The sequence below is a fragment of the Lysinibacillus sp. C5.1 genome, assembly GCF_016350185.1.
GTDB lineage: Bacteria > Bacillota > Bacilli > Bacillales_A > Planococcaceae > Lysinibacillus > Lysinibacillus sphaericus.
Map to the genome: position 1 here is coordinate 12,501 of NZ_CP066226.1, position 23,110 is coordinate 35,610.

The 23,110-nt window shown below is 42.2% G+C and carries 9 protein-coding genes, 5 rRNA genes and 1 other annotated feature (1 of these 15 running past the window's edge); of the genes, 12 read left to right on the top strand and 2 right to left on the bottom strand.

Annotated features, from left to right (window positions below):
- From I5435_RS00055 to asnB, 9 genes are all read left to right on the top strand, one after another.
- Positions 1-2,705: ribosomal RNA gene (locus I5435_RS00055) — 23S ribosomal RNA — on the top strand; it begins 223 nt to the left of the window's first position.
- A 66-nt stretch (positions 2,706-2,771) separates the two neighbouring features.
- Positions 2,772-2,887: ribosomal RNA gene (rrf, locus tag I5435_RS00060) — 5S ribosomal RNA — on the top strand.
- A gap of 517 nt (positions 2,888-3,404) precedes the next feature.
- Positions 3,405-4,298, top strand: coding sequence for a patatin-like phospholipase family protein (locus tag I5435_RS00065; protein ID WP_024364927.1), 894 nt, complete (start codon positions 3,405-3,407; stop codon positions 4,296-4,298).
- A 304-nt stretch (positions 4,299-4,602) separates the two neighbouring features.
- A 16S ribosomal RNA gene (locus I5435_RS00070) occupies positions 4,603-6,154 on the top strand.
- 180 nt (positions 6,155-6,334) lie between these two features.
- Positions 6,335-9,262, top strand: a 23S ribosomal RNA gene (locus I5435_RS00075).
- Positions 9,263-9,328: 66 nt separating this feature from the next.
- A 5S ribosomal RNA gene (rrf, locus tag I5435_RS00080) occupies positions 9,329-9,444 on the top strand.
- The 16S, 23S and 5S rRNA genes sit together here, the layout of an rRNA operon.
- 405 nt (positions 9,445-9,849) lie before the next feature.
- Positions 9,850-11,313 carry an IMP dehydrogenase gene (gene guaB / locus I5435_RS00085; protein ID WP_024362932.1) on the top strand — a complete coding sequence of 488 codons (1,464 nt, stop codon included), beginning with the start codon at positions 9,850-9,852 and terminating at the stop codon, positions 11,311-11,313.
- 140 nt (positions 11,314-11,453) lie between these two features.
- Positions 11,454-12,785, top strand: coding sequence for a D-alanyl-D-alanine carboxypeptidase family protein (locus I5435_RS00090; protein WP_107897517.1), 1,332 nt, complete (start codon positions 11,454-11,456; stop codon positions 12,783-12,785).
- Positions 12,786-12,892: 107 nt separating this feature from the next.
- Complete coding sequence (gene asnB / locus I5435_RS00095) at positions 12,893-14,731, top strand: asparagine synthase (glutamine-hydrolyzing) (RefSeq protein ID WP_337983047.1); 1,839 nt, start codon at positions 12,893-12,895, stop codon at positions 14,729-14,731.
- Positions 14,732-14,749: 18 nt separating this feature from the next.
- Here asnB and pdxR read toward each other — a convergent pair whose 3' ends face one another.
- Positions 14,750-16,180: a MocR-like pyridoxine biosynthesis transcription factor PdxR gene (gene pdxR, locus I5435_RS00100; RefSeq protein ID WP_024362935.1), complete on the bottom strand. Its 1,431-nt coding sequence runs from the start codon at positions 16,178-16,180 to the stop codon at positions 14,750-14,752.
- A gap of 105 nt (positions 16,181-16,285) precedes the next feature.
- Between pdxR and pdxS the strand changes: the two genes are divergently transcribed.
- The 3 genes from pdxS (at position 16,286) to serS (ending at position 19,361) form a co-directional block, all read left to right on the top strand.
- Positions 16,286-17,170, top strand: a complete 885-nt coding sequence (pdxS, locus tag I5435_RS00105) for a pyridoxal 5'-phosphate synthase lyase subunit PdxS (protein ID WP_108031386.1) — start codon at positions 16,286-16,288, stop codon at positions 17,168-17,170.
- A gap of 1 nt (position 17,171) precedes the next feature.
- Positions 17,172-17,735, top strand: a complete 564-nt coding sequence (pdxT, locus tag I5435_RS00110; RefSeq protein WP_337983048.1) for a pyridoxal 5'-phosphate synthase glutaminase subunit PdxT — start codon at positions 17,172-17,174, stop codon at positions 17,733-17,735.
- A 49-nt stretch (positions 17,736-17,784) separates the two neighbouring features.
- Positions 17,785-18,001, top strand: a binding site (T-box leader).
- 79 nt (positions 18,002-18,080) lie between these two features.
- On the top strand, positions 18,081-19,361 hold the full coding sequence (serS, locus tag I5435_RS00115; protein ID WP_337983049.1) for a serine--tRNA ligase: 1,281 nt from the start codon (positions 18,081-18,083) through the stop codon (positions 19,359-19,361).
- 225 nt (positions 19,362-19,586) lie between these two features.
- On the opposite strand, the gene I5435_RS00120 is transcribed toward serS, so the two are convergent.
- Positions 19,587-23,099, bottom strand: coding sequence for a S8 family peptidase (locus tag I5435_RS00120; protein WP_337983050.1), 3,513 nt, complete (start codon positions 23,097-23,099; stop codon positions 19,587-19,589).
- Positions 23,100-23,110: the final 11 nt, after the last annotated feature.

Consider the following 23,110-nt stretch of genomic DNA (forward strand, 5'->3'; position numbering starts at 1 on the left):
AAGAAAAATCGATTCCCTGAGTAGCGGCGAGCGAAACGGGAAGAGCCCAAACCAAGAGGCTTGCCTCTTGGGGTTGTAGGACACTCTATACGGAGTTACAAAGGAATGAGTTAGATGAAGCGACTTGGAAAGGTCCGCCAGAGCAGGTAAAAGCCCTGTAGTCGAAAGTTCGTTCCCTCCAGAGTGGATCCTGAGTACGGCGGAACACGTGAAATTCCGTCGGAATCCGGGAGGACCATCTCCCAAGGCTAAATACTACCTAGTGACCGATAGTGAACCAGTACCGTGAGGGAAAGGTGAAAAGCACCCCGGAAGGGGAGTGAAAGAGATCCTGAAACCGTGTGCCTACAAGTAGTTAGAGCCCGTTAATGGGTGATAGCGTGCCTTTTGTAGAATGAACCGGCGAGTTACGATTACGTGCGAGGTTAAGCTTTAGAAGGCGGAGCCGCAGCGAAAGCGAGTCTGAATAGGGCGAATTAGTACGTGGTCGTAGACCCGAAACCAGGTGATCTACCCATGTCCAGGGTGAAGGTGAGGTAACACTTACTGGAGGCCCGAACCCACGCACGTTGAAAAGTGCGGGGATGAGGTGTGGGTAGCGGAGAAATTCCAATCGAACTTGGAGATAGCTGGTTCTCTCCGAAATAGCTTTAGGGCTAGCCTCGTGATGAGAATACTGGAGGTAGAGCACTGTTTGGACTAGGGGGCCATCCCGGTTTACCGAATTCAGACAAACTCCGAATGCCAGATATTTATACACGGGAGTCAGACTGCGAGTGATAAGATCCGTAGTCAAAAGGGAAACAGCCCAGACCACCAGCTAAGGTCCCAAAGTAATCGTTAAGTGGAAAAGGATGTGGCGTTGCACAGACAACCAGGATGTTGGCTTAGAAGCAGCCATCATTTAAAGAGTGCGTAATAGCTCACTGGTCGAGTGACGCTGCGCCGAAAATGTATCGGGGCTAAACGATTCACCGAAGCTGTGGATTGACATCTACGATGTCAGTGGTAGGAGAGCGTTCTAAGTGCGTTGAAGTCAGACCGGAAGGACTGGTGGAGCGCTTAGAAGTGAGAATGCCGGTATGAGTAGCGAAAGACGGGTGAGAATCCCGTCCACCGTATGACTAAGGTTTCCTGAGGAAGGCTCGTCCGCTCAGGGTTAGTCGGGACCTAAGCCGAGGCCGATAGGCGTAGGCGATGGACAACAGGTTGATATTCCTGTACCACCTCCTCACCGTTTGAGAAATGGGGGGACGCAGTAGGATAGGGTAAGCGCGCCGTTGGTTGTGCGCGTCCAAGCAGTAAGGCGTGTGTGTAGGCAAATCCGCACACTGTAACGTTGAGCTGTGATGGCGAGTCCGTATGGACGAAGTTCCTGATTTCACACTGCCAAGAAAAGCCTCTATCGAGGTGAGAGGTGCCCGTACCGCAAACCGACACAGGTAGTCGAGGAGAGAATCCTAAGGTGTGCGAGAGAACTCTCGTTAAGGAACTCGGCAAAATGACCCCGTAACTTCGGGAGAAGGGGTGCTCTTGAGCGTGCAAGCGCATGAGAGCCGCAGTGAATAGGCCCAGGCGACTGTTTAGCAAAAACACAGGTCTCTGCAAAACCGTAAGGTGACGTATAGGGGCTGACGCCTGCCCGGTGCTGGAAGGTTAAGAGGAGTGGTTAGCGCAAGCGAAGCTGCGAATTGAAGCCCCAGTAAACGGCGGCCGTAACTATAACGGTCCTAAGGTAGCGAAATTCCTTGTCGGGTAAGTTCCGACCCGCACGAAAGGCGTAACGATCTGGGCACTGTCTCAACGAGAGACTCGGTGAAATTATAGTACCTGTGAAGATGCAGGTTACCCGCGACAGGACGGAAAGACCCCGTGGAGCTTTACTGTAGCCTGATATTGAATTTTGGTACAACTTGTACAGGATAGGTAGGAGCCAGAGATCTCGGAGCGCCAGCTTCGAAGGAGGCGTCGGTGGGATACTACCCTGGTTGTATTGAAATTCTAACCCATGCCCCTTAGCGGGGCAGGAGACAGTGTCAGGCGGACAGTTTGACTGGGGCGGTCGCCTCCTAAAAGGTAACGGAGGCGCCCAAAGGTTCCCTCAGAATGGTTGGAAATCATTCGTAGAGTGTAAAGGCACAAGGGAGCTTGACTGCGAGACCTACAAGTCGAGCAGGGTCGAAAGACGGGCTTAGTGATCCGGTGGTTCCGCATGGAAGGGCCATCGCTCAACGGATAAAAGCTACCCCGGGGATAACAGGCTTATCTCCCCCAAGAGTCCACATCGACGGGGAGGTTTGGCACCTCGATGTCGGCTCATCGCATCCTGGGGCTGTAGTCGGTCCCAAGGGTTGGGCTGTTCGCCCATTAAAGCGGTACGCGAGCTGGGTTCAGAACGTCGTGAGACAGTTCGGTCCCTATCCGTCGTGGGCGTAGGAAATTTGAGAGGAGCTGTCCTTAGTACGAGAGGACCGGGATGGACACACCGCTGGTGTACCAGTTGTCTTGCCAAAGGCATCGCTGGGTAGCTATGTGTGGACGGGATAAGTGCTGAAAGCATCTAAGCATGAAGCCCCCCTCAAGATGAGATTTCCCATTACGCAAGTAAGTAAGATCCCTCAAAGACGATGAGGTAGATAGGTTCGAGGTGGAAGTGTGGTGACACATGGAGCTGACGAATACTAATCGATCGAGGACTTAACCAAAAAGTTTGAAACATTCAATGAACCGTTTATCCAGTTTTGAAAGAACAATCTTTCAATTAAATACTGTCTAGTGATGATGGCAAAGAGGTCACACCCGTTCCCATACCGAACACGGAAGTTAAGCTCTTTAGCGCCGATGGTAGTTGGGGGCTTCCCCCTGTGAGAGTAGGACGTCGCTAGGCACACAAAGCAGTCAGCATATTGCTGGCTGTTTTTTTATTTTGAGCAATTACGAGAATCTATTATTTTTATAGGTTCTCGTTATTTTTTAAAAATGGAAAAACATAATTCATTATCAAGCATTTTAAATTTTAACAAAGTATCAATAGAAGAAGAATTAGAAAGTGTAGATGCTGGCAATATACTATTTTTGCAATTTTTAAGCCCGTTAAGGGCATTCTAGTGACAGTATGGCATGTTTTAATTATGAAACAAATAAGTTACTTAAGGCTTGAAAGCTGGAAGTTTGAATATTCTATATGAGAACATTAATGGAATACATGCAGATATTGAAGTATTACTTATTTATTTAGGATTGAGATTTATGCTGGCAGGCGTTCTATTTTTTATTATGTATTTTTAATGATTACGTAAACAATCTAATAAGCCCGTTAGTTCGACAAAATTCATTTTTTAAAGTTCTAATCACTTTGATAATTTTCTATAATATAACGATTACTTAAAAAAGGAGAGGGAATTTTGTGGATTGATGGGGTTTTTTCTGGTGGAGGATTGAAAGGCTTTGCTTTGGTTGGAGCGTATCAAGTATTAGAAGCTGAAAATTTTCATTTTAAACGAGTTGCAGGAACAAGTGCTGGAGCGATTTTAGCTGCTTTTATTGCTGCTGGTTATAGTGGAAAGGAAATTGAATGTATACTTGAAGAGTTAGATGTACCTTCATTATTAGATCCTCGAAAAACATTTCTACCATTCCCGTTTATGAAATGGATAAATGTTTATAACCATTTAGGTTTGTATAAAGGGAAAGCATTAGAAAAATGGTTTTTTCAAAAATTAGCGGATAAGGGGGTTTATACTTTTTCGGATTTACCTAAAGGTTCATTAAAATTAGTAGCATCCGATTTATCGAATGGAAGAATTATTGTTTTACCAGATGATTTACACAAATATCAAATTGATGCCAATAATTTTTCTGTTGCTTGTGCATTACGTATGAGTTGTGGCATTCCATTCTTTTTTGAACCAGTCACATTGAAAACAGGAAGGGGGGAATCAGTCATTGTTGATGGAGGCGTACTAAGTAATTTCCCTTTATGGATATTTGATGACAAAGAAGGGCGTAAAAAGCGACCTGTACTTGGTCTTAAACTAAGTAGAAGTAGTGAAGAACAATGCCCACAAGAGATAAAGAATGGCTTGAATTTATTTGAAGCGTTATTTGCTACTATGAAAGGGGCTCATGATGAAAGATATATTTCAAGAAGACACGAAAGGGATATTGTTTTTATTCCAGTAGATGATTATAGTGCTACCCAATTTGATTTAAATGAAGAGACAAAGGAAACGTTGTTAGAGATAGGTAGAAACCGTACTATTCAATTTTTAAAAACTTGGCCGAGGTTTAGAATATAGTTTTTTTTAAAAAAATAATAAAACCAGTTGACGTTTCAAAAACTAGATGTTATTATATAAAAGTTGCTGTTACAACATGTAACTAAAAAAATAAAAACAAAAAAATGTTTGACATTATTTTAGAAACATGTTATTATATAAAAGTTAACTCTTTTAAAAACAGTTAGCGCAAATGAACCTTGAAAACTGAACAAGCAAAACGTAATCAATATAGTTTTTACTAGCTAACTTTGTTAGTGAACGAAACAAAATTTTGGACATCAAAATTGATGCCAGCAAAACAATTTGAGCTAATCAAATTTCTTTTATGGAGAGTTTGATCCTGGCTCAGGACGAACGCTGGCGGCGTGCCTAATACATGCAAGTCGAGCGAACAGAGAAGGAGCTTGCTCCTTTGACGTTAGCGGCGGACGGGTGAGTAACACGTGGGCAACCTACCCTATAGTTTGGGATAACTCCGGGAAACCGGGGCTAATACCGAATAATCTCTTGTCCCTCATGGGACAATACTGAAAGACGGTTTCGGCTGTCGCTATAGGATGGGCCCGCGGCGCATTAGCTAGTTGGTGAGGTAACGGCTCACCAAGGCAACGATGCGTAGCCGACCTGAGAGGGTGATCGGCCACACTGGGACTGAGACACGGCCCAGACTCCTACGGGAGGCAGCAGTAGGGAATCTTCCACAATGGGCGAAAGCCTGATGGAGCAACGCCGCGTGAGTGAAGAAGGATTTCGGTTCGTAAAACTCTGTTGTAAGGGAAGAACAAGTACAGTAGTAACTGGCTGTACCTTGACGGTACCTTATTAGAAAGCCACGGCTAACTACGTGCCAGCAGCCGCGGTAATACGTAGGTGGCAAGCGTTGTCCGGAATTATTGGGCGTAAAGCGCGCGCAGGTGGTTTCTTAAGTCTGATGTGAAAGCCCACGGCTCAACCGTGGAGGGTCATTGGAAACTGGGAAACTTGAGTGCAGAAGAGGATAGTGGAATTCCAAGTGTAGCGGTGAAATGCGTAGAGATTTGGAGGAACACCAGTGGCGAAGGCGACTATCTGGTCTGTAACTGACACTGAGGCGCGAAAGCGTGGGGAGCAAACAGGATTAGATACCCTGGTAGTCCACGCCGTAAACGATGAGTGCTAAGTGTTAGGGGGTTTCCGCCCCTTAGTGCTGCAGCTAACGCATTAAGCACTCCGCCTGGGGAGTACGGTCGCAAGACTGAAACTCAAAGGAATTGACGGGGGCCCGCACAAGCGGTGGAGCATGTGGTTTAATTCGAAGCAACGCGAAGAACCTTACCAGGTCTTGACATCCCGTTGACCACTGTAGAGATATGGTTTTCCCTTCGGGGACAACGGTGACAGGTGGTGCATGGTTGTCGTCAGCTCGTGTCGTGAGATGTTGGGTTAAGTCCCGCAACGAGCGCAACCCTTGATCTTAGTTGCCATCATTTAGTTGGGCACTCTAAGGTGACTGCCGGTGACAAACCGGAGGAAGGTGGGGATGACGTCAAATCATCATGCCCCTTATGACCTGGGCTACACACGTGCTACAATGGACGATACAAACGGTTGCCAACTCGCGAGAGGGAGCTAATCCGATAAAGTCGTTCTCAGTTCGGATTGTAGGCTGCAACTCGCCTACATGAAGCCGGAATCGCTAGTAATCGCGGATCAGCATGCCGCGGTGAATACGTTCCCGGGCCTTGTACACACCGCCCGTCACACCACGAGAGTTTGTAACACCCGAAGTCGGTGAGGTAACCTTTTGGAGCCAGCCGCCGAAGGTGGGATAGATGATTGGGGTGAAGTCGTAACAAGGTAGCCGTATCGGAAGGTGCGGCTGGATCACCTCCTTTCTAAGGATATTTTCGGAATACAAACCTCGGGTTTGTAAGATTACGTTTTGCGTTCAGTTTTGAAGGTTCATCATTACGATGAAATACTTCAAAACTTGTTCTTTGAAAACTGGATAAAACGACATTGAAATTGTAACAAACACATTTATTTTTTTAAGTTTTTTATAGGCTTAATAACTAGGTTAAGTTATTAAGGGCGCACGGCGAATGCCTTGGCACTAGGAGCCGAAGAAGGACGGCACTAACACCGATATGCTTCGGGGAGCTGTAAGTGAGCTTTGATCCGGAGATTTCCGAATGGGGGAACCCACTACGTTTAATCGCGTAGTATCTTGACGTGAATACATAGCGTCTTGAAGGCAGACCCAGGGAACTGAAACATCTAAGTACCTGGAGGAAGAGAAAGAAAAATCGATTCCCTGAGTAGCGGCGAGCGAAACGGGAAGAGCCCAAACCAAGAGGCTTGCCTCTTGGGGTTGTAGGACACTCTATACGGAGTTACAAAGGAATGAGTTAGATGAAGCGACTTGGAAAGGTCCGCCAGAGCAGGTAAAAGCCCTGTAGTCGAAAGTTCGTTCCCTCCAGAGTGGATCCTGAGTACGGCGGAACACGTGAAATTCCGTCGGAATCCGGGAGGACCATCTCCCAAGGCTAAATACTACCTAGTGACCGATAGTGAACCAGTACCGTGAGGGAAAGGTGAAAAGCACCCCGGAAGGGGAGTGAAAGAGATCCTGAAACCGTGTGCCTACAAGTAGTTAGAGCCCGTTAATGGGTGATAGCGTGCCTTTTGTAGAATGAACCGGCGAGTTACGATTACGTGCGAGGTTAAGCTTTAGAAGGCGGAGCCGCAGCGAAAGCGAGTCTGAATAGGGCGAATTAGTACGTGGTCGTAGACCCGAAACCAGGTGATCTACCCATGTCCAGGGTGAAGGTGAGGTAACACTTACTGGAGGCCCGAACCCACGCACGTTGAAAAGTGCGGGGATGAGGTGTGGGTAGCGGAGAAATTCCAATCGAACTTGGAGATAGCTGGTTCTCTCCGAAATAGCTTTAGGGCTAGCCTCGTGATGAGAATACTGGAGGTAGAGCACTGTTTGGACTAGGGGGCCATCCCGGTTTACCGAATTCAGACAAACTCCGAATGCCAGATATTTATACACGGGAGTCAGACTGCGAGTGATAAGATCCGTAGTCAAAAGGGAAACAGCCCAGACCACCAGCTAAGGTCCCAAAGTAATCGTTAAGTGGAAAAGGATGTGGCGTTGCACAGACAACCAGGATGTTGGCTTAGAAGCAGCCATCATTTAAAGAGTGCGTAATAGCTCACTGGTCGAGTGACGCTGCGCCGAAAATGTATCGGGGCTAAACGATTCACCGAAGCTGTGGATTGACATCTACGATGTCAGTGGTAGGAGAGCGTTCTAAGTGCGTTGAAGTCAGACCGGAAGGACTGGTGGAGCGCTTAGAAGTGAGAATGCCGGTATGAGTAGCGAAAGACGGGTGAGAATCCCGTCCACCGTATGACTAAGGTTTCCTGAGGAAGGCTCGTCCGCTCAGGGTTAGTCGGGACCTAAGCCGAGGCCGATAGGCGTAGGCGATGGACAACAGGTTGATATTCCTGTACCACCTCCTCACCGTTTGAGAAATGGGGGGACGCAGTAGGATAGGGTAAGCGCGCCGTTGGTTGTGCGCGTCCAAGCAGTAAGGCGTGTGTGTAGGCAAATCCGCACACTGTAACGTTGAGCTGTGATGGCGAGTCCGTATGGACGAAGTTCCTGATTTCACACTGCCAAGAAAAGCCTCTATCGAGGTGAGAGGTGCCCGTACCGCAAACCGACACAGGTAGTCGAGGAGAGAATCCTAAGGTGTGCGAGAGAACTCTCGTTAAGGAACTCGGCAAAATGACCCCGTAACTTCGGGAGAAGGGGTGCTCTTGAGCGTGCAAGCGCATGAGAGCCGCAGTGAATAGGCCCAGGCGACTGTTTAGCAAAAACACAGGTCTCTGCAAAACCGTAAGGTGACGTATAGGGGCTGACGCCTGCCCGGTGCTGGAAGGTTAAGAGGAGTGGTTAGCGCAAGCGAAGCTGCGAATTGAAGCCCCAGTAAACGGCGGCCGTAACTATAACGGTCCTAAGGTAGCGAAATTCCTTGTCGGGTAAGTTCCGACCCGCACGAAAGGCGTAACGATCTGGGCACTGTCTCAACGAGAGACTCGGTGAAATTATAGTACCTGTGAAGATGCAGGTTACCCGCGACAGGACGGAAAGACCCCGTGGAGCTTTACTGTAGCCTGATATTGAATTTTGGTACAACTTGTACAGGATAGGTAGGAGCCAGAGATCTCGGAGCGCCAGCTTCGAAGGAGGCGTCGGTGGGATACTACCCTGGTTGTATTGAAATTCTAACCCATGCCCCTTAGCGGGGCAGGAGACAGTGTCAGGCGGACAGTTTGACTGGGGCGGTCGCCTCCTAAAAGGTAACGGAGGCGCCCAAAGGTTCCCTCAGAATGGTTGGAAATCATTCGTAGAGTGTAAAGGCACAAGGGAGCTTGACTGCGAGACCTACAAGTCGAGCAGGGTCGAAAGACGGGCTTAGTGATCCGGTGGTTCCGCATGGAAGGGCCATCGCTCAACGGATAAAAGCTACCCCGGGGATAACAGGCTTATCTCCCCCAAGAGTCCACATCGACGGGGAGGTTTGGCACCTCGATGTCGGCTCATCGCATCCTGGGGCTGTAGTCGGTCCCAAGGGTTGGGCTGTTCGCCCATTAAAGCGGTACGCGAGCTGGGTTCAGAACGTCGTGAGACAGTTCGGTCCCTATCCGTCGTGGGCGTAGGAAATTTGAGAGGAGCTGTCCTTAGTACGAGAGGACCGGGATGGACACACCGCTGGTGTACCAGTTGTCTTGCCAAAGGCATCGCTGGGTAGCTATGTGTGGACGGGATAAGTGCTGAAAGCATCTAAGCATGAAGCCCCCCTCAAGATGAGATTTCCCATTACGCAAGTAAGTAAGATCCCTCAAAGACGATGAGGTAGATAGGTTCGAGGTGGAAGTGTGGTGACACATGGAGCTGACGAATACTAATCGATCGAGGACTTAACCAAAAAGTTTGAAACATTCAATGAACCGTTTATCCAGTTTTGAAAGAACAATCTTTCAATTAAATACTGTCTAGTGATGATGGCAAAGAGGTCACACCCGTTCCCATACCGAACACGGAAGTTAAGCTCTTTAGCGCCGATGGTAGTTGGGGGCTTCCCCCTGTGAGAGTAGGACGTCGCTAGGCACACAAAGCAGTCAGCATATTGCTGGCTGTTTTTTGTCTATTTTTAGCTTTCGAAAACGATTTCAATAAAATTGTAAGCGTTCTTATGAGTCCATTAGTGCTATTATTTTTTCAAATTGTGTGAAAAAATAAGTGAAAATAATTATGCTAACTATTAATTCTATCAATAATGTTTGGATGTTTAATTTTTTCTTGGTAGCTGACTGTTTAACAGAAAAATATTTTAAAAAGAGATATTTCAGCATTAAATATAGAAAAATGGTTTTAAAAATGAATAATTAGGTATAATTTTGGACAAACTAAAAAATCTGAATTGTCTTTCTTTTATAAGTTTCTTGACAGTAGCATGACACGTTGTTAATCTTACAATTAATATTCTTTTAACTATAGGAGGAAGTTACGAAAATGTGGGAATCTAAATTTGCCAAAGAAGGTTTAACTTTTGATGATGTATTATTAGTACCAGCTCATTCAGAAGTACTACCGAAAGATGTTGATTTATCAGTTCAACTTACACCAAAGATTAAATTAAATATTCCAATGGTCAGTGCAGGTATGGATACAGTTACAGAATCTAAGATGGCTATTGCTATGGCACGTCAAGGTGGTATCGGTATTATCCATAAAAATATGGGCATAGATGAGCAAGCGGAACAAGTTGAAAAAGTAAAACGTTCTGAAAATGGTGTTATTACAAACCCATTCTTCTTAACTCCGACTCACCAAGTTTTTGATGCTGAACATTTAATGGGTAAATACCGAATTTCAGGTGTACCAATTGTGGATAGTATGGAAAACCAAAAGCTAGTAGGAATTATTACAAATCGTGATTTACGTTTTATTTCTGACTACTCTTTAAAAATTGAAGATGTAATGACAAAAGAAGATTTGATTACGGCTCCTGTTGGAACGACTTTAGAGGATGCGGAAAAGATTCTTCAACAATATAAAATCGAAAAACTTCCTATTGTAGATGAAGAAGGTAAGTTAACTGGTTTAATTACAATTAAGGATATCGAAAAAGTAATTGAGTTCCCGAATGCTGCAAAAGATGTACATGGTCGTTTATTAGTAGGAGCAGCTGTAGGTGTATCTAAAGATACAATGATTCGCATTGAGAAGCTTGTTGAAGCACAGGTGGATATCGTAGTAATCGATACAGCTCACGGTCACTCAGAGGGTGTACTACAAACAATTCGCTCTATCCGCGAAGCATACCCAGAATTAGAAATTATTGCTGGTAACGTGGCAACTGGAGAGGGAGCACGTGCATTATTTGAAGCTGGTGCAGATGTAGTGAAGGTTGGTATTGGACCAGGATCAATTTGTACAACACGAGTTGTTGCAGGTGTAGGTGTACCTCAAATTACAGCCATTTATGATTGTGCTACAGTAGCGCGTGAATTAGGTAAAACAATTATTGCCGATGGTGGTATTAAATACTCTGGAGACATCGTAAAAGCTCTTGCAGCAGGCGGTAATATCGTAATGCTTGGCTCACTTCTTGCAGGTACTTCTGAATCTCCAGGAGATACTGAAATTTTCCAAGGTCGTCGCTTCAAAGTTTACCGTGGTATGGGATCTATTGGCGCAATGGAAAAAGGTTCAAAAGATCGCTATTTCCAAGAAGATGCAAAAAAACTAGTACCAGAGGGAATTGAAGGTCGACTTCCTTATAAAGGTCCTCTAGCAGATACAGTTTATCAATTGATTGGTGGTATTCGAGCAGGTATGGGTTATTGTGGTGCGCCTAACCTTGAATATTTACGTGACAACGCTCAGTTTGTCCGCATGACAGGTGCAGGTCTTCGTGAATCACACCCGCATGATGTTCAAATTACAAAAGAATCACCGAACTATTCAATGTAATATATTTCAAGCAACTTTTATGCTCTCGTATCGTCTACAAAGATGATACGAGGGCATTTTTTATGAGATAGATTGCGCACCTACTAGGATATCTATGTTAAAATGTCGAGGACAAGATTATTTTTTGGAGGGCAATAAAGGTGAAAAAAACAACGAACACCGTATTACGTTTGCTCCTAATTCCTGTTCTATTATTTAGTATATTTGCAGGTGTTCCTGCAAAAGCAAATGCAGAAACAGATTTAGGGCTGACGGTTGATGCTGCGATTTTAATAGACGCAGATTCAGGAAAAATTTTATATGAACAAAATGCAGATACTTCACTAGGTATCGCTAGTATGACGAAGATGATGACGGAGTACCTACTACTGGACGCAATTGATGCAGGTACGGTGAAATGGGATCAGGAATATCATGTGACGGATTATACGTATCGTATGTCTCAAAACCGTGCATTAAGTAATGTACCGTTACGAAGAGACGGATCATATACAATTCGTGAACTATATGAAGCAATGGCTATCTACTCTGCTAATGCAGCTACAGTGGCAATTGCAGAAACAATTGCTGGTACTGAAACTGAGTTTTTAAAACTAATGAACAAAAAGGCAGAAGAGCTTGGCCTTGAAGGCTATAAGTTTGTAAATGCTTCAGGTCTTAACAATGCTGATTTATTTGGTATGCACCCAGCAGGTACTGGTCCAGAAGATGAGAATGTAATGCCTGCTAAATCTGTAGCAAAATTAGCCTATCATTTATTAAAAGATCATCCAAAGGTTTTAGAGACATCTAAAATAACAAAAAAGATATTCCGTGAAGGAACAGATGACGCGATTGAAATGTCAAACTGGAACTTTATGTTACCAGGTCTAGTATTCCAATATGAAGGCGTAGATGGCCTAAAAACAGGTACTACTAACTTTGCAGGGCATTGCTTCACTGGTACTGCAGAACGCAATGGGACACGCTTAATCGCAGTCGTAATGAAAGCTGTCGATGCAAAAGGAGAAGGCTCTTATAAAGCACGTTTTGATGCTACGGCTAAGTTATTTAATTATGGCTTCACACAATTTACAAAACATGAAATTATTCCAGCAAACTATAAGTTTAAAGACCAAAAGACTGTGAAAGTAACTAAAGGGCAAGAAGACAAAGTAGCCATTGCTGTGAAAGAACCAATTTCATTTATGGTGAAATCTTCTGAAAAGGATTTATATCAACCTAAATTAGTTTTAGATAAAAAAAGCCTTGAAGCTAAAGTTAAGAAAGATACAGTAGTAGGGAAGGTCGTTATAGAGCGCACAGAAGGCAAAGATTACGGCTTTATTGATGGTAAGGAGTTTACATCTGATGTCGTGACAACAGCGTCTGTAGAACGTGCTAGCGGTATTTCTCTATTCTTCCAAGGTATCGGTAACTTCTTCGGAAACTTATGGGGCGGCATTACTGATTTTGTTGGTGGATTATTTTAAAAACTAACTAGTAAGAACACGTTTATGTTTGAAAAAACATAGCGTGTTCTTTTTTTCACGTTTTACAGTCAATGTGCATACGCTAATAGGCGAAAGGATGTGGCTAAATGTGTGGAATTACCGGGTGGGCTAGTTTTAAAAAAGATTTACGAACAAGCGAGAGCATTGTGAAGTTAATGGCGCAAACATTAAGTAAACGGGGACCAGATGATGAAAATATTTGGTGTAATGAACATATCGCATTTGGCCACCGACGGTTAGCGGTCATTGACTTAATAGGTGGCAAGCAACCAATGGTGAAAAAACATGATGGCGTAACATATGTCATTACATATAATGGCGAACTGTATAATACCAAAGAATTGCGAAAAGAACTGCAAACAAGAGGACACGACTTTACAACCCAGTCAGATACAGAAGTATTATTAACTGCGTATATTGAGTGGAAAGAACAGTGTGTGAACTATCTAAATGGCATTTTTGCATTTGGTGTGTGGGATGAACAAACGGCATCGCTCTTTCTGTGTCGTGATCGTCTAGGTGTAAAGCCTCTGTATTACACTGAGCAACAAGAAGGATTACTATTTGCTTCGGAGGTCAAGGCATTATTTGCACATCCAGCAGTCCAACCAATTGTTAATAGGGAAGGGCTTGCGACAATCATGGCTGTAGGACCATCTAAACCGCCCGGAAAGTCGCTGTTCCATAATATTCATGAGCTACGACCAGGATACGCAATGCGGTATTCAAAAGAAGGATTACGTATATGGCAATACTGGCAACTTCAAAGTAAAAAACATGAAGAATCATTAGAAGAAACGATTGACCATGTACGGTATTTACTAACCGATGCTATTGAGCGTCAGCTAGTATCAGATGTACCAATTTGTACATTCCTTTCTGGAGGGCTTGATTCCAGTATTATTACTGGAATTGCGGCAAACAGCTTTCAACAACAAAAGAAAGGTAAACTCCACACGTACTCTATCGACTATGAGGACAATGAACGTTTCTTTAATCCGCATGCTTTTCAAAATTCAACGGATACCTATTGGATACAAAAAATGAAAGACTCGTTTGATACAACACATCATGCGGAGCAAATTAGCCAACAACAGTTAATTGACTTGTTGAAAGAAGCTGTCTTTGTAAGAGATGCACCTGGTATGGCTGATGTTGACTCATCCTTACTATGGTTTTGCCGAGAAATAAAAAAAGATTTTACGGTTGCTTTATCAGGGGAATGTGCCGATGAAATATTCGGTGGTTATCCATGGTTCAAAGAAAGAGCGACTGGTTTCCCTTGGATTCGTTCATTACCCGAAAGAACAGCTATGTTACGCGAGGAATGGCGTACAAAGTTAGCTGTTGAAAATTACGCGCAGCATGTTTATGAACAAACGATTGGTGAAGTACCTTATTTAGAAGGGGAAAGTACAGACGCAGCTCAACATCGTGAAATGTTTTATTTAAACACGGTATGGTTTATGCAAACATTGCTAGAACGAAAAGATCGGATGAGTATGGGCGCGAGTCTTGAGGTACGCGTGCCATTTGCAGATCATCGGCTTGTGGAATACGCATGGAATATTCCTTGGGAAATGAAAAATTTAGACGGTATGGAAAAAGGTTTGCTTCGCAAGGCGATGTCGCATTTATTACCAGAGGAAGTATTATATCGAAAAAAAAATCCTTATCCAAAAACCTATCATCCAGTTTATACAGCAGGTGTTCAACGATGGTTAACAGAAATTATGAACGATAAACATTCAGTTCTTCATGAATTTTTTGAACGACAAAAACTAGTGGAGCTAATTGACTCTGGAGGAAGTTCATTTAAAGAACCTTGGTATGGACAATTAATGGCAGGACCACAACTGTTAGCCTATTTGGGGCAAATTGATACATGGTTTAAGCATTATAACATTCAACTAAAAGAAAATTAAAAAAGCACAACCATCTTGTCACTTGAATCGTGACGGAGATGGTTGTTTCGTTTGTATTGCCCAACAATTCATTAACTTCTCAATGGAAGATTCAATCTCGTGTACAGGAATGCCGCCAAAGCCGAGTAAAAATTGAGCTTGTGTGGCCGTATTTTCATCAAGACGATAAGCGGATAATGGATAGATACCGATACCTGCATCATTGGCACTGTGCTGTAATTGTTGCTCGGATAGTTCATGTTGAACATTGAGCAAGATATGCATACCTGCCTGCTCCCCAGTGATTTTTATTTGATTAGAATAATTTTCTAATATCGTCGTGAGCTTCTCATGCTTTTTTCGATATACTTTTCGCATACGATTTAAATGTTTTGAAAAATGTCCATCTCGCATAAAATTGGCTACAATGTGCTGATCGAACCTTGGTACTGTAGATGAATAATAATTAAAGACATCATTATAAGTAGCAAGTAGCTTAGGTGGTAGTACAAAATAGGCGACTCGCAAGGAAGGCATTAATGATTTGGTAAAAGTACTCATATAGATGACTTTATCATTGCGATCTAAAGCTTGTAGCGCGGGAATTGGTTTTCCAGTATAACGAAATTCCGAATCATAATCATCTTCAATGATATATCGTGATGGACTTTGAGCTGCCCAATTTAAAGCTTGTGCGCGCCTTGTGGCAGACAATACAGCGCCAGTAGGGAATTGATGCGACGGCGTGATATAAACGACATTAGCAGTTGTTTTTTCTAGTTGATGAATAAGGATACCTTCATCATCTACTGCAATTGGACAAACCTGTCGTTTGTGTTGTAAAAACATCCGATGCACGGTCGGATAACCAGGGTTTTCGAGTGCAAAGCAAGTGTCTTCGCTGAAAAGACGCAAAATCATCGGGAGCAGTTGTTCTGTACCTGAACCAATGACAATTTGCTCTGGGCTGCAAATAACGCCGCGCGATTGATATAAGTAATTTGCAATCTCTGTACGTAACGCTAATTCTCCTTGAGGTTCTCCAGTCAATAATAATTCTTTGGAGGTATCATCAAAAAGTTCTTTTGCATATTTTCGCCATGTTTGAAATGGGAAGGCATCAATATCTATGGAACCAGGGTTAAAATCAATGGCATATGTTTTTTTCCGAGGTTGCTCTTTTAGCAGCATAGATGTATCTTGCTGTATATAGGGGAGCTCATCAATATCCTCTACAAAATAACCGACCCGAGATTTTGATATTATATAACCCTCTGCAAGTAATTGGGCATAGGCAATTTCGATTGTTGTTTGAGAAATATTTAAAAAATCTGCCAATTTTCGCTTCGAAGGTAATTTTTCTCCGACCGTAATTTTCTTTGTAATAATCGCTTCTTTAATACCGCTATAAAGCTGATCATATAGCGGTTTTCCACCGTTTTTTTCAAGCTGAAATAAAAGCATATCCATGTTCGATTTTTCACCTGACCTTATAATTATTTTATAAACTGAATATTTTGATATGGTCAATTTCTATTATACTAAATTTCATCACAAAGGTGGAGGTAGAAAAGAATGAAGCAAACAGGAACAGAATTAGTAAAACGTGGGATGGCGGAAATGCAAAAGGGTGGCGTGATTATGGATGTCATTAATGCGGAGCAGGCGAAAATTGCTGAAGCATCGGGTGCTGTGGCTGTGATGGCATTAGAGCGAGTGCCTTCAGATATACGAAAGGCAGGAGGAGTGGCACGTATGGCAGATCCTCGTATTGTAGAGGAGGTTATGGCGGCTGTCACAATTCCTGTTATGGCGAAAGCACGTATTGGTCATATCGTTGAAGCTCGCGTGTTAGAGGCAATGGGCGTTGATTATATTGATGAGAGTGAAGTGTTAACGCCAGCGGATGAGGAATATCATTTATTGAAAAGTGACTATACAGTGCCATTTGTATGCGGCTGTCGTGATTTAGGAGAAGCGGCTCGTCGTATCGGTGAAGGGGCATCTATGCTACGGACGAAAGGTGAGCCAGGTACAGGGAATATTGTAGAGGCTGTACGCCATATTCGTAAGGTCAATGCCCAAGTACGAAAAGTTGTCGGGATGACTGAGGATGAGTTAATGACTGAGGCAAAATTGCTTGGTGCTCCATTTGAATTATTACGAGAAATTAAAAAGCTTGGTCGATTACCAGTTGTAAACTTTGCCGCAGGCGGTGTAGCGACACCAGCAGACGCAGCATTAATGATGGAGTTAGGTGCTGATGGAGTATTTGTGGGCTCTGGTATTTTTAAATCGGAAAATCCTGAGAAATTTGCACGTGCTATTGTAGAAGCAACGACGCATTATAAAGATTATAAATTGATTGCAGAAATTTCAAAAGAGCTGGGTGTGCCGATGAAAGGTATTGATATTGCACAACTTAGTCAAAGTGAACGTATGCAAGAACGAGGCTGGTAATATGAAGAGAGTCGGTGTATTAGCATTACAGGGTGCTGTTAGAGAGCATGTACGAATGTTAGAGGCACTTAGTTGTCAAACGGTTTTAGTCAAGCATAAGGAGCAATTAGAAGGGCTTGATGGCCTTATATTACCAGGTGGAGAAAGTACAACAATGCGCAAGTTACTTGATCGCTATGAACTAATAGGACCCATTCGTTCACTTGCCCAAAAAGGCGTACCAATATTCGGCACGTGTGCTGGGTTGATATTATTGGCAAAAGAAGTAGTTGATCATGATTCACATTTAGCTGTAATGGATGTTGTCGTTGCTCGAAATTCATATGGACGTCAAGTAGATAGCTTTGAAGTGAATTTAAATATCCAAGCGATTGGCGAAGCAATACCAGCTGTCTTTATACGCGCACCGCATATTGTGTCAGTTGGGGAAGGTGTTGAAGTGCTAGCGGAGCATGACGGAAAAATTGTGCTAGCGCGAGATGGTCATTTACTTGGCTGTTCATTTCATCCTGAACTAACGACAGATTTGCGCATTGTCAAATATTTTGTGACGACCATGGTGTGACTTGCAAAATGTCGTTTCATATAGTACAGTATGGATAAAATTTAAATAATTAAACACGATGATGGGAAGTAGTAGCAAGCACGTTTTTTTTAGAGAGTCAGCGGGTGGTGGAAGCTGATAAAAGCACTTGTGAATCCGTCCTGGAGTTGCGCAGTCGAAGTGAATGAAGTAGGCTGTCGCCGGCTGAAATGCCGTTATGAGATAAGTGGACTAGGCAATCTGTCTGGTCAATTAGGGTGGCAACGCGGGTAGCTCTCGTCCCTTTCATGGGATGAGGGCTTTTTTGTGTTCTATCTTATCTATAAATTCCCATCATTTATGAATCTACTACTGGAGGTATGAAGGATGTTAGATATTAAACGCGTCCGTGATAACTTCGCGGAAATTAAAGAAATGCTATTAACACGCAATGAAGATTTAGGAAACTTAGATGATTTTGAAGCTTTAGATACAAAACGTCGCGAATTAATCGCGAAAGCAGAAGAACTGAAAGCAGAACGAAATAAAGTATCTGAACAAATTTCTGTTATGAAACGTAATAAAGAAAATGCTGATGAAGTCATCGCACGTATGCGTCAAGTTGGCGATGAAATTAAAGAGCTAGATACACAACTCAATGAAGTAGAAGACCGTTTTAAAGATATGATGATGCGCTTACCAAACGTGCCACATGAATCTGTGCCAGTCGGTACTACGGAAGACGACAATGTAGTGGAATATACGTGGGGCGAAGTACCAACTTTTGATTTTGATATTAAAGCACACTGGGATATCGCAACAGATTTACAAATTGTAGATTTTGAACGTGGAGCAAAAGTAGCGGGCAGTCGTTTCTTATTCTATCGTGGCTTAGGTGCTCGTTTAGAACGTGCATTAATGAGCTTTATGATGGATTTACATGCAGAAGAGCATGGTTATGAAGAAATGCTACCACCTGTTATTGTTAATCGAGATAGCTTAACGGGTACAGGTCAGCTACCTAAATTTGAAGAAGATGTATTTAAACTAGATGATACAGATTACTTTATGATTCCAACAGCAGAAGTACCTGTTACGAATTTCTATCGTGATGAAATTCTACCTTTTGAAGTTTTACCACAAGGCTTTGCAGCGTATAGCGCTTGCTTCCGCTCAGAAGCGGGCTCTGCCGGTCGCGATACACGTGGCTTAATTCGTCAGCACCAATTTAATAAAGTGGAATTAGTCCGTTTTGTAAAACCAGAGGAATCTTATGAACAGCTAGAATTATTAACAGGTCACGCTGAAAAAGTATTACAATTATTAGGTTTACCTTATCGTAAATTAAAAATGTGTACAGCTGATTTAGGCTTCACTGCTGCCAAAAAATATGATTTAGAAGTATGGATTCCAGCACAAAATATGTACCGTGAAATTTCTTCTTGCTCAAACTTTGAGGATTTCCAAGCGCGTCGTGCCAATATCCGCTTCCGCCGTGAGCCAAATGCTAAACCAGAATACGTACACACATTAAATGGTTCAGGTCTTGCTATTGGTCGAACAGTGGCTGCCATCCTTGAAAACTATCAGCAAGCCGACGGAAGCGTAGCTATTCCAGAGGTATTAGTTCCTTATATGGGCGGCAAAAAAGTCATTGCACCGAAGTAATTAAAATCTCCAAACTATATAGAGAATTTAGCTATTCTTGCTTTTGCAACTACTAAAAAATTAGAACTGTTCACTAGTTGTTGGTAGCGGAAAGCACCGCCGTTGCAGACAACAACGGCATAGCAAAAAAGTGTTAGATTGACTACAGTCAATCTAACACTTTTTCTCTTTTGTTTTAGTTCTAAATCAGACAACAGAAGTGACTATGTTTAGGTGATTTATACCCTATTGTACTTCAAGTGTATATGGTTGAGTACTAGCTTTGCCGTTTAATTCACTTACTTCAATATAGTAAGTTCCTTTGTCTAATTCAACTGTACCTACTTCCGGATCTTCAGTTCCGTAAAGATCAAATGTTCCTACTGTTTTTCCTTTTGCATCAATAATACGGATAACACCATCCAGTGCTTTTTCTGTTTGTAGAGAGAAGAATACATCGCGTCTGCTGTCAATATTTAATTCAAAGTAGTCTTTATCGCCAAACGGAACACCGGCATTTAAATATTGAGAAGCAACCCATTTGTTATCTTTTTTCGTAAGCTTTGATGGCTTTGTTGGTATACCATTGATTAATTCGGAATCCTTATCTTCATCGACTTGATTGTGTTTATACATGCTTAAAGTATATGGATGAATCGATACTTGTCCAAGGTTCATACCGTTAATAATAATAAAATAACCATGATTCTTTTTCGCTTTAAAAGAGGTATTAACATCTGTTGTGCCAATAATACCGAGTAATTGTTCAATAATGTTATTGCCTTGTCCAAATTGAATTTCGGTTTCCAATTCTTTTGGATCAATTTCCATGTTGCCATTTGTATCTTCAATTATAGAACCTGAAAATTTAAAGGCATTTTGAAGCTCTTTAGGTAATTGATTTAGCTGTTCATTTGTCATAGGTACAGAAGAAACAAGAAGGCTCATGATTTCATCTTGACCTCGTTGTTTATAGTAGTAGTAATCAATATCATCTTGATAAATGATATGATCTTTATAGATTGTACCAGGTTGCACCGCTTGAGCATTTATTGTTGTGTTATTATCACTTTTATAATCTGATGGGATAGCTGCTAATTTACTTGTTTTAAGAGTATATGGTTCAGCCGAGCGAGCACCTTGATTCATTACCTTTACAACATAAGTTTTGTCCTTTTTCAATGCGACTGCTTTTGCATCATTGGCATTACTAGTTGAGCCAAGAAGTAAACTTAGTATCCCCATATCATTACTTAATGAAGAAACTGCTAATAATTCGTTTGTTTCCTCATCATATTCAAAAATAGTTCCAGCTGGAATTTGATTCATGCCTTTTTTAACTTGGAAACCATATACGGCATCTTCTTCGGGCTTTAATAAGAAGTAATCTTCATCAAATTCTGTTTGGAAGTAAGCTTTTTTATCTTGACCAATGTCAAAAGGAACCGCTTGCTCCATAATTAGAGCTATGTCTTCCGGATTACCCATAGCACCAGGATCCATAAACATATTGAATAAATTATTTATTTGATTGTCTTTTTTTGTTTGATATTGAGTTAAAGGTAAAAGCTCATTTTCTACATTACCTTCTGGCATTTCCTCATTTAACGGTAACCCGTCTTCATCTTCAGGAAGGGTAACGACTTCACCCTTTAATGTATAAGGGATGATGGATTCACTTATCGTTTCTTCATTTTCAATGCCGCCGCTAAAGAACATATCAAGTGAAAAAGCACTACTGCCTTGATTGGATACGTTTAATACATATTCTGTCCCAGGAATAGCGTCAACAATAAGGTTTACACCGTCGCCTTTATCTGCGCTATAGCTTGTTTGAATTGGATAGGCCTCATACATTTCCTCATCATTAACGTTTTCTGCTGGTACAGCATCTAATTCTTCCTTTAGATAAAGTTCCATAGAGGCTGTAACACCTGGAATACCAGACAAATCGAATCGCAGCGTTGTTGGTTCTTTTACTGAAAATGTGAAATAATCTTGGTCGCTTTGTTGATCTTTAGAAAGCAGGGTATAGTTTTTCCCTTTTGTACTGAATGGGAACTGTTGAATGTTCTCCTTTTTGTCCATCTCTAATGAATCAACTGGTAAATCCTTCGTTGTTTGAGCAGTGAATACATAATTCGACTCACCATTTAAGTTATAGCTGCCATTATAATCTTTAACCCCAACAAGCAGTGTTCCTTTTTGATCTGCTTTGTATAGGTATCCCTCTTGCTTTCCTACACGCACATCATTGACATGGATTGGGTCGACTTCCTCTTTGCTATCTGTAGGGTAGAAATACAATTCAAGTGCATAATCGTATTTGTTTGCACCCTTTAATGTGAGTTGAGCATATTCATTTGCATCTAAATCAACCTTGTACCATTTTTTTTCGTTTGGTTGTTTGAATTCACCTTTTTCTGAATTCAATGTATTCTTTGCAAGAACTTTGGCGTTTTTAATACGTTCTTCCGTTGTTTCTGAATACTCTTTCGGAAGATTATTGACATTAAACTGTAATGCTTTCACCGGGTTGATAAGACCATGTCCATATGTAAGATCATAGCCTTTCTCACCTAGATTATTTGCGGTCATTTCGAGAATAGCTTCTACTTCATGAGGCTTTAAATTTGGATGTTTTGATTTTAGTAGGGAGGCAACACCTGCTACAACGGGAGCTGCCATTGATGTCCCACTAAATTTGACAAAGGATGATCCCTTTTTCTCGTCGTGAACGGTACTGTATATTTCCTCACCTGGTGCTACCACGTCAACCGATGGACCATAGTTTGAATAGCTTGATAGTTTGTTGATATCATTTGTAGAACCTACGCTAATGACACCTTCGTAAGAAGCAGGGAAAGAATATTCATCTGTCGATTCGTTTCCTGCTGCTGCTACAATCGTAATTCCTTTATCTATCGCTTGCTTAACAGCGTCTTTCATTAATGGAGATTCTCCATAACCACCAAGACTCATGTTAATAACATCAGCGCCCTGTTCAATGGCGTAAAGAATACCTTGTGCAATGACGAAATCATTGGCACCTTCTTCTCCGTTGAATACATCAATTGGAAGAAGCTTAGCATTTGGATTAATCCCATGTCCTCCTACATTATTATCTTTTGCAGCGCCAATAATGCCCGCTACATGTGTTCCGTGGTCACCAGTATAAGTGGTATTGGCTGGTGCTGCGGCATTATACGGTGGAAGTACTTGAGATTTTAAATCAGGGTGTTTAAAATCCACACCAGAATCGATAACCGCTACTTTTACTTCATGATTACCTGCTAACTCTAGTGCCTTATCCATTTGAAGTAAGTTTAAATGATACATATCTTTTTTCTTTGGATCTGCTCCGTTAGCGAAGGAATGATATACGTAGCTTGGGGATACACTTTTAACGCCGTCTTGCTTTGCATAATAAGAAACTGCTTTTTCTAAAGAAATTCCCTTTTTCAGTTGGATTACATCATATCCTAGTGATGGAATAGATCGTATTACTTTGGAGCCAATGTTTTTATGTGCGTTCTTAGCAAGACCTGTATGCTTGACGATAATGGTATCTTTACTAATCCATTCCTTATCATTTTTTACATACTTTAATGCTTTTTCCTTATTGCTAGCTATAAGACTTTTCTCTACTTCTGTGTGCTGTGCTGTTTTTTCTGGTGCTGTAGCATAGGCAGAAGCAGCAGGAACCATTAGTGAAGCTGACGCTACTAAAGCAATTGATTTCTTCATCCATTTTTTCAATTGTTCTCTCT

Bases quoted from the DNA above. Each gene is read 5' to 3' on its own strand.
- guaB (WP_024362932.1), top strand. From the start codon at position 9,850: ATGTGGGAATCTAAATTTGCCAAAGAAGGTTTAACTTTTGATGATGTA.
- asnB (WP_337983047.1), top strand. From the start codon at position 12,893: ATGTGTGGAATTACCGGGTGGGCTAGTTTTAAAAAAGATTTACGAACA.
- pdxR (WP_024362935.1), bottom strand. From the start codon at position 16,180: ATGGATATGCTTTTATTTCAGCTTGAAAAAAACGGTGGAAAACCGCTA.
- pdxS (WP_108031386.1), top strand. From the start codon at position 16,286: ATGAAGCAAACAGGAACAGAATTAGTAAAACGTGGGATGGCGGAAATG.
- pdxT (WP_337983048.1), top strand. From the start codon at position 17,172: ATGAAGAGAGTCGGTGTATTAGCATTACAGGGTGCTGTTAGAGAGCAT.
- serS (WP_337983049.1), top strand. From the start codon at position 18,081: ATGTTAGATATTAAACGCGTCCGTGATAACTTCGCGGAAATTAAAGAA.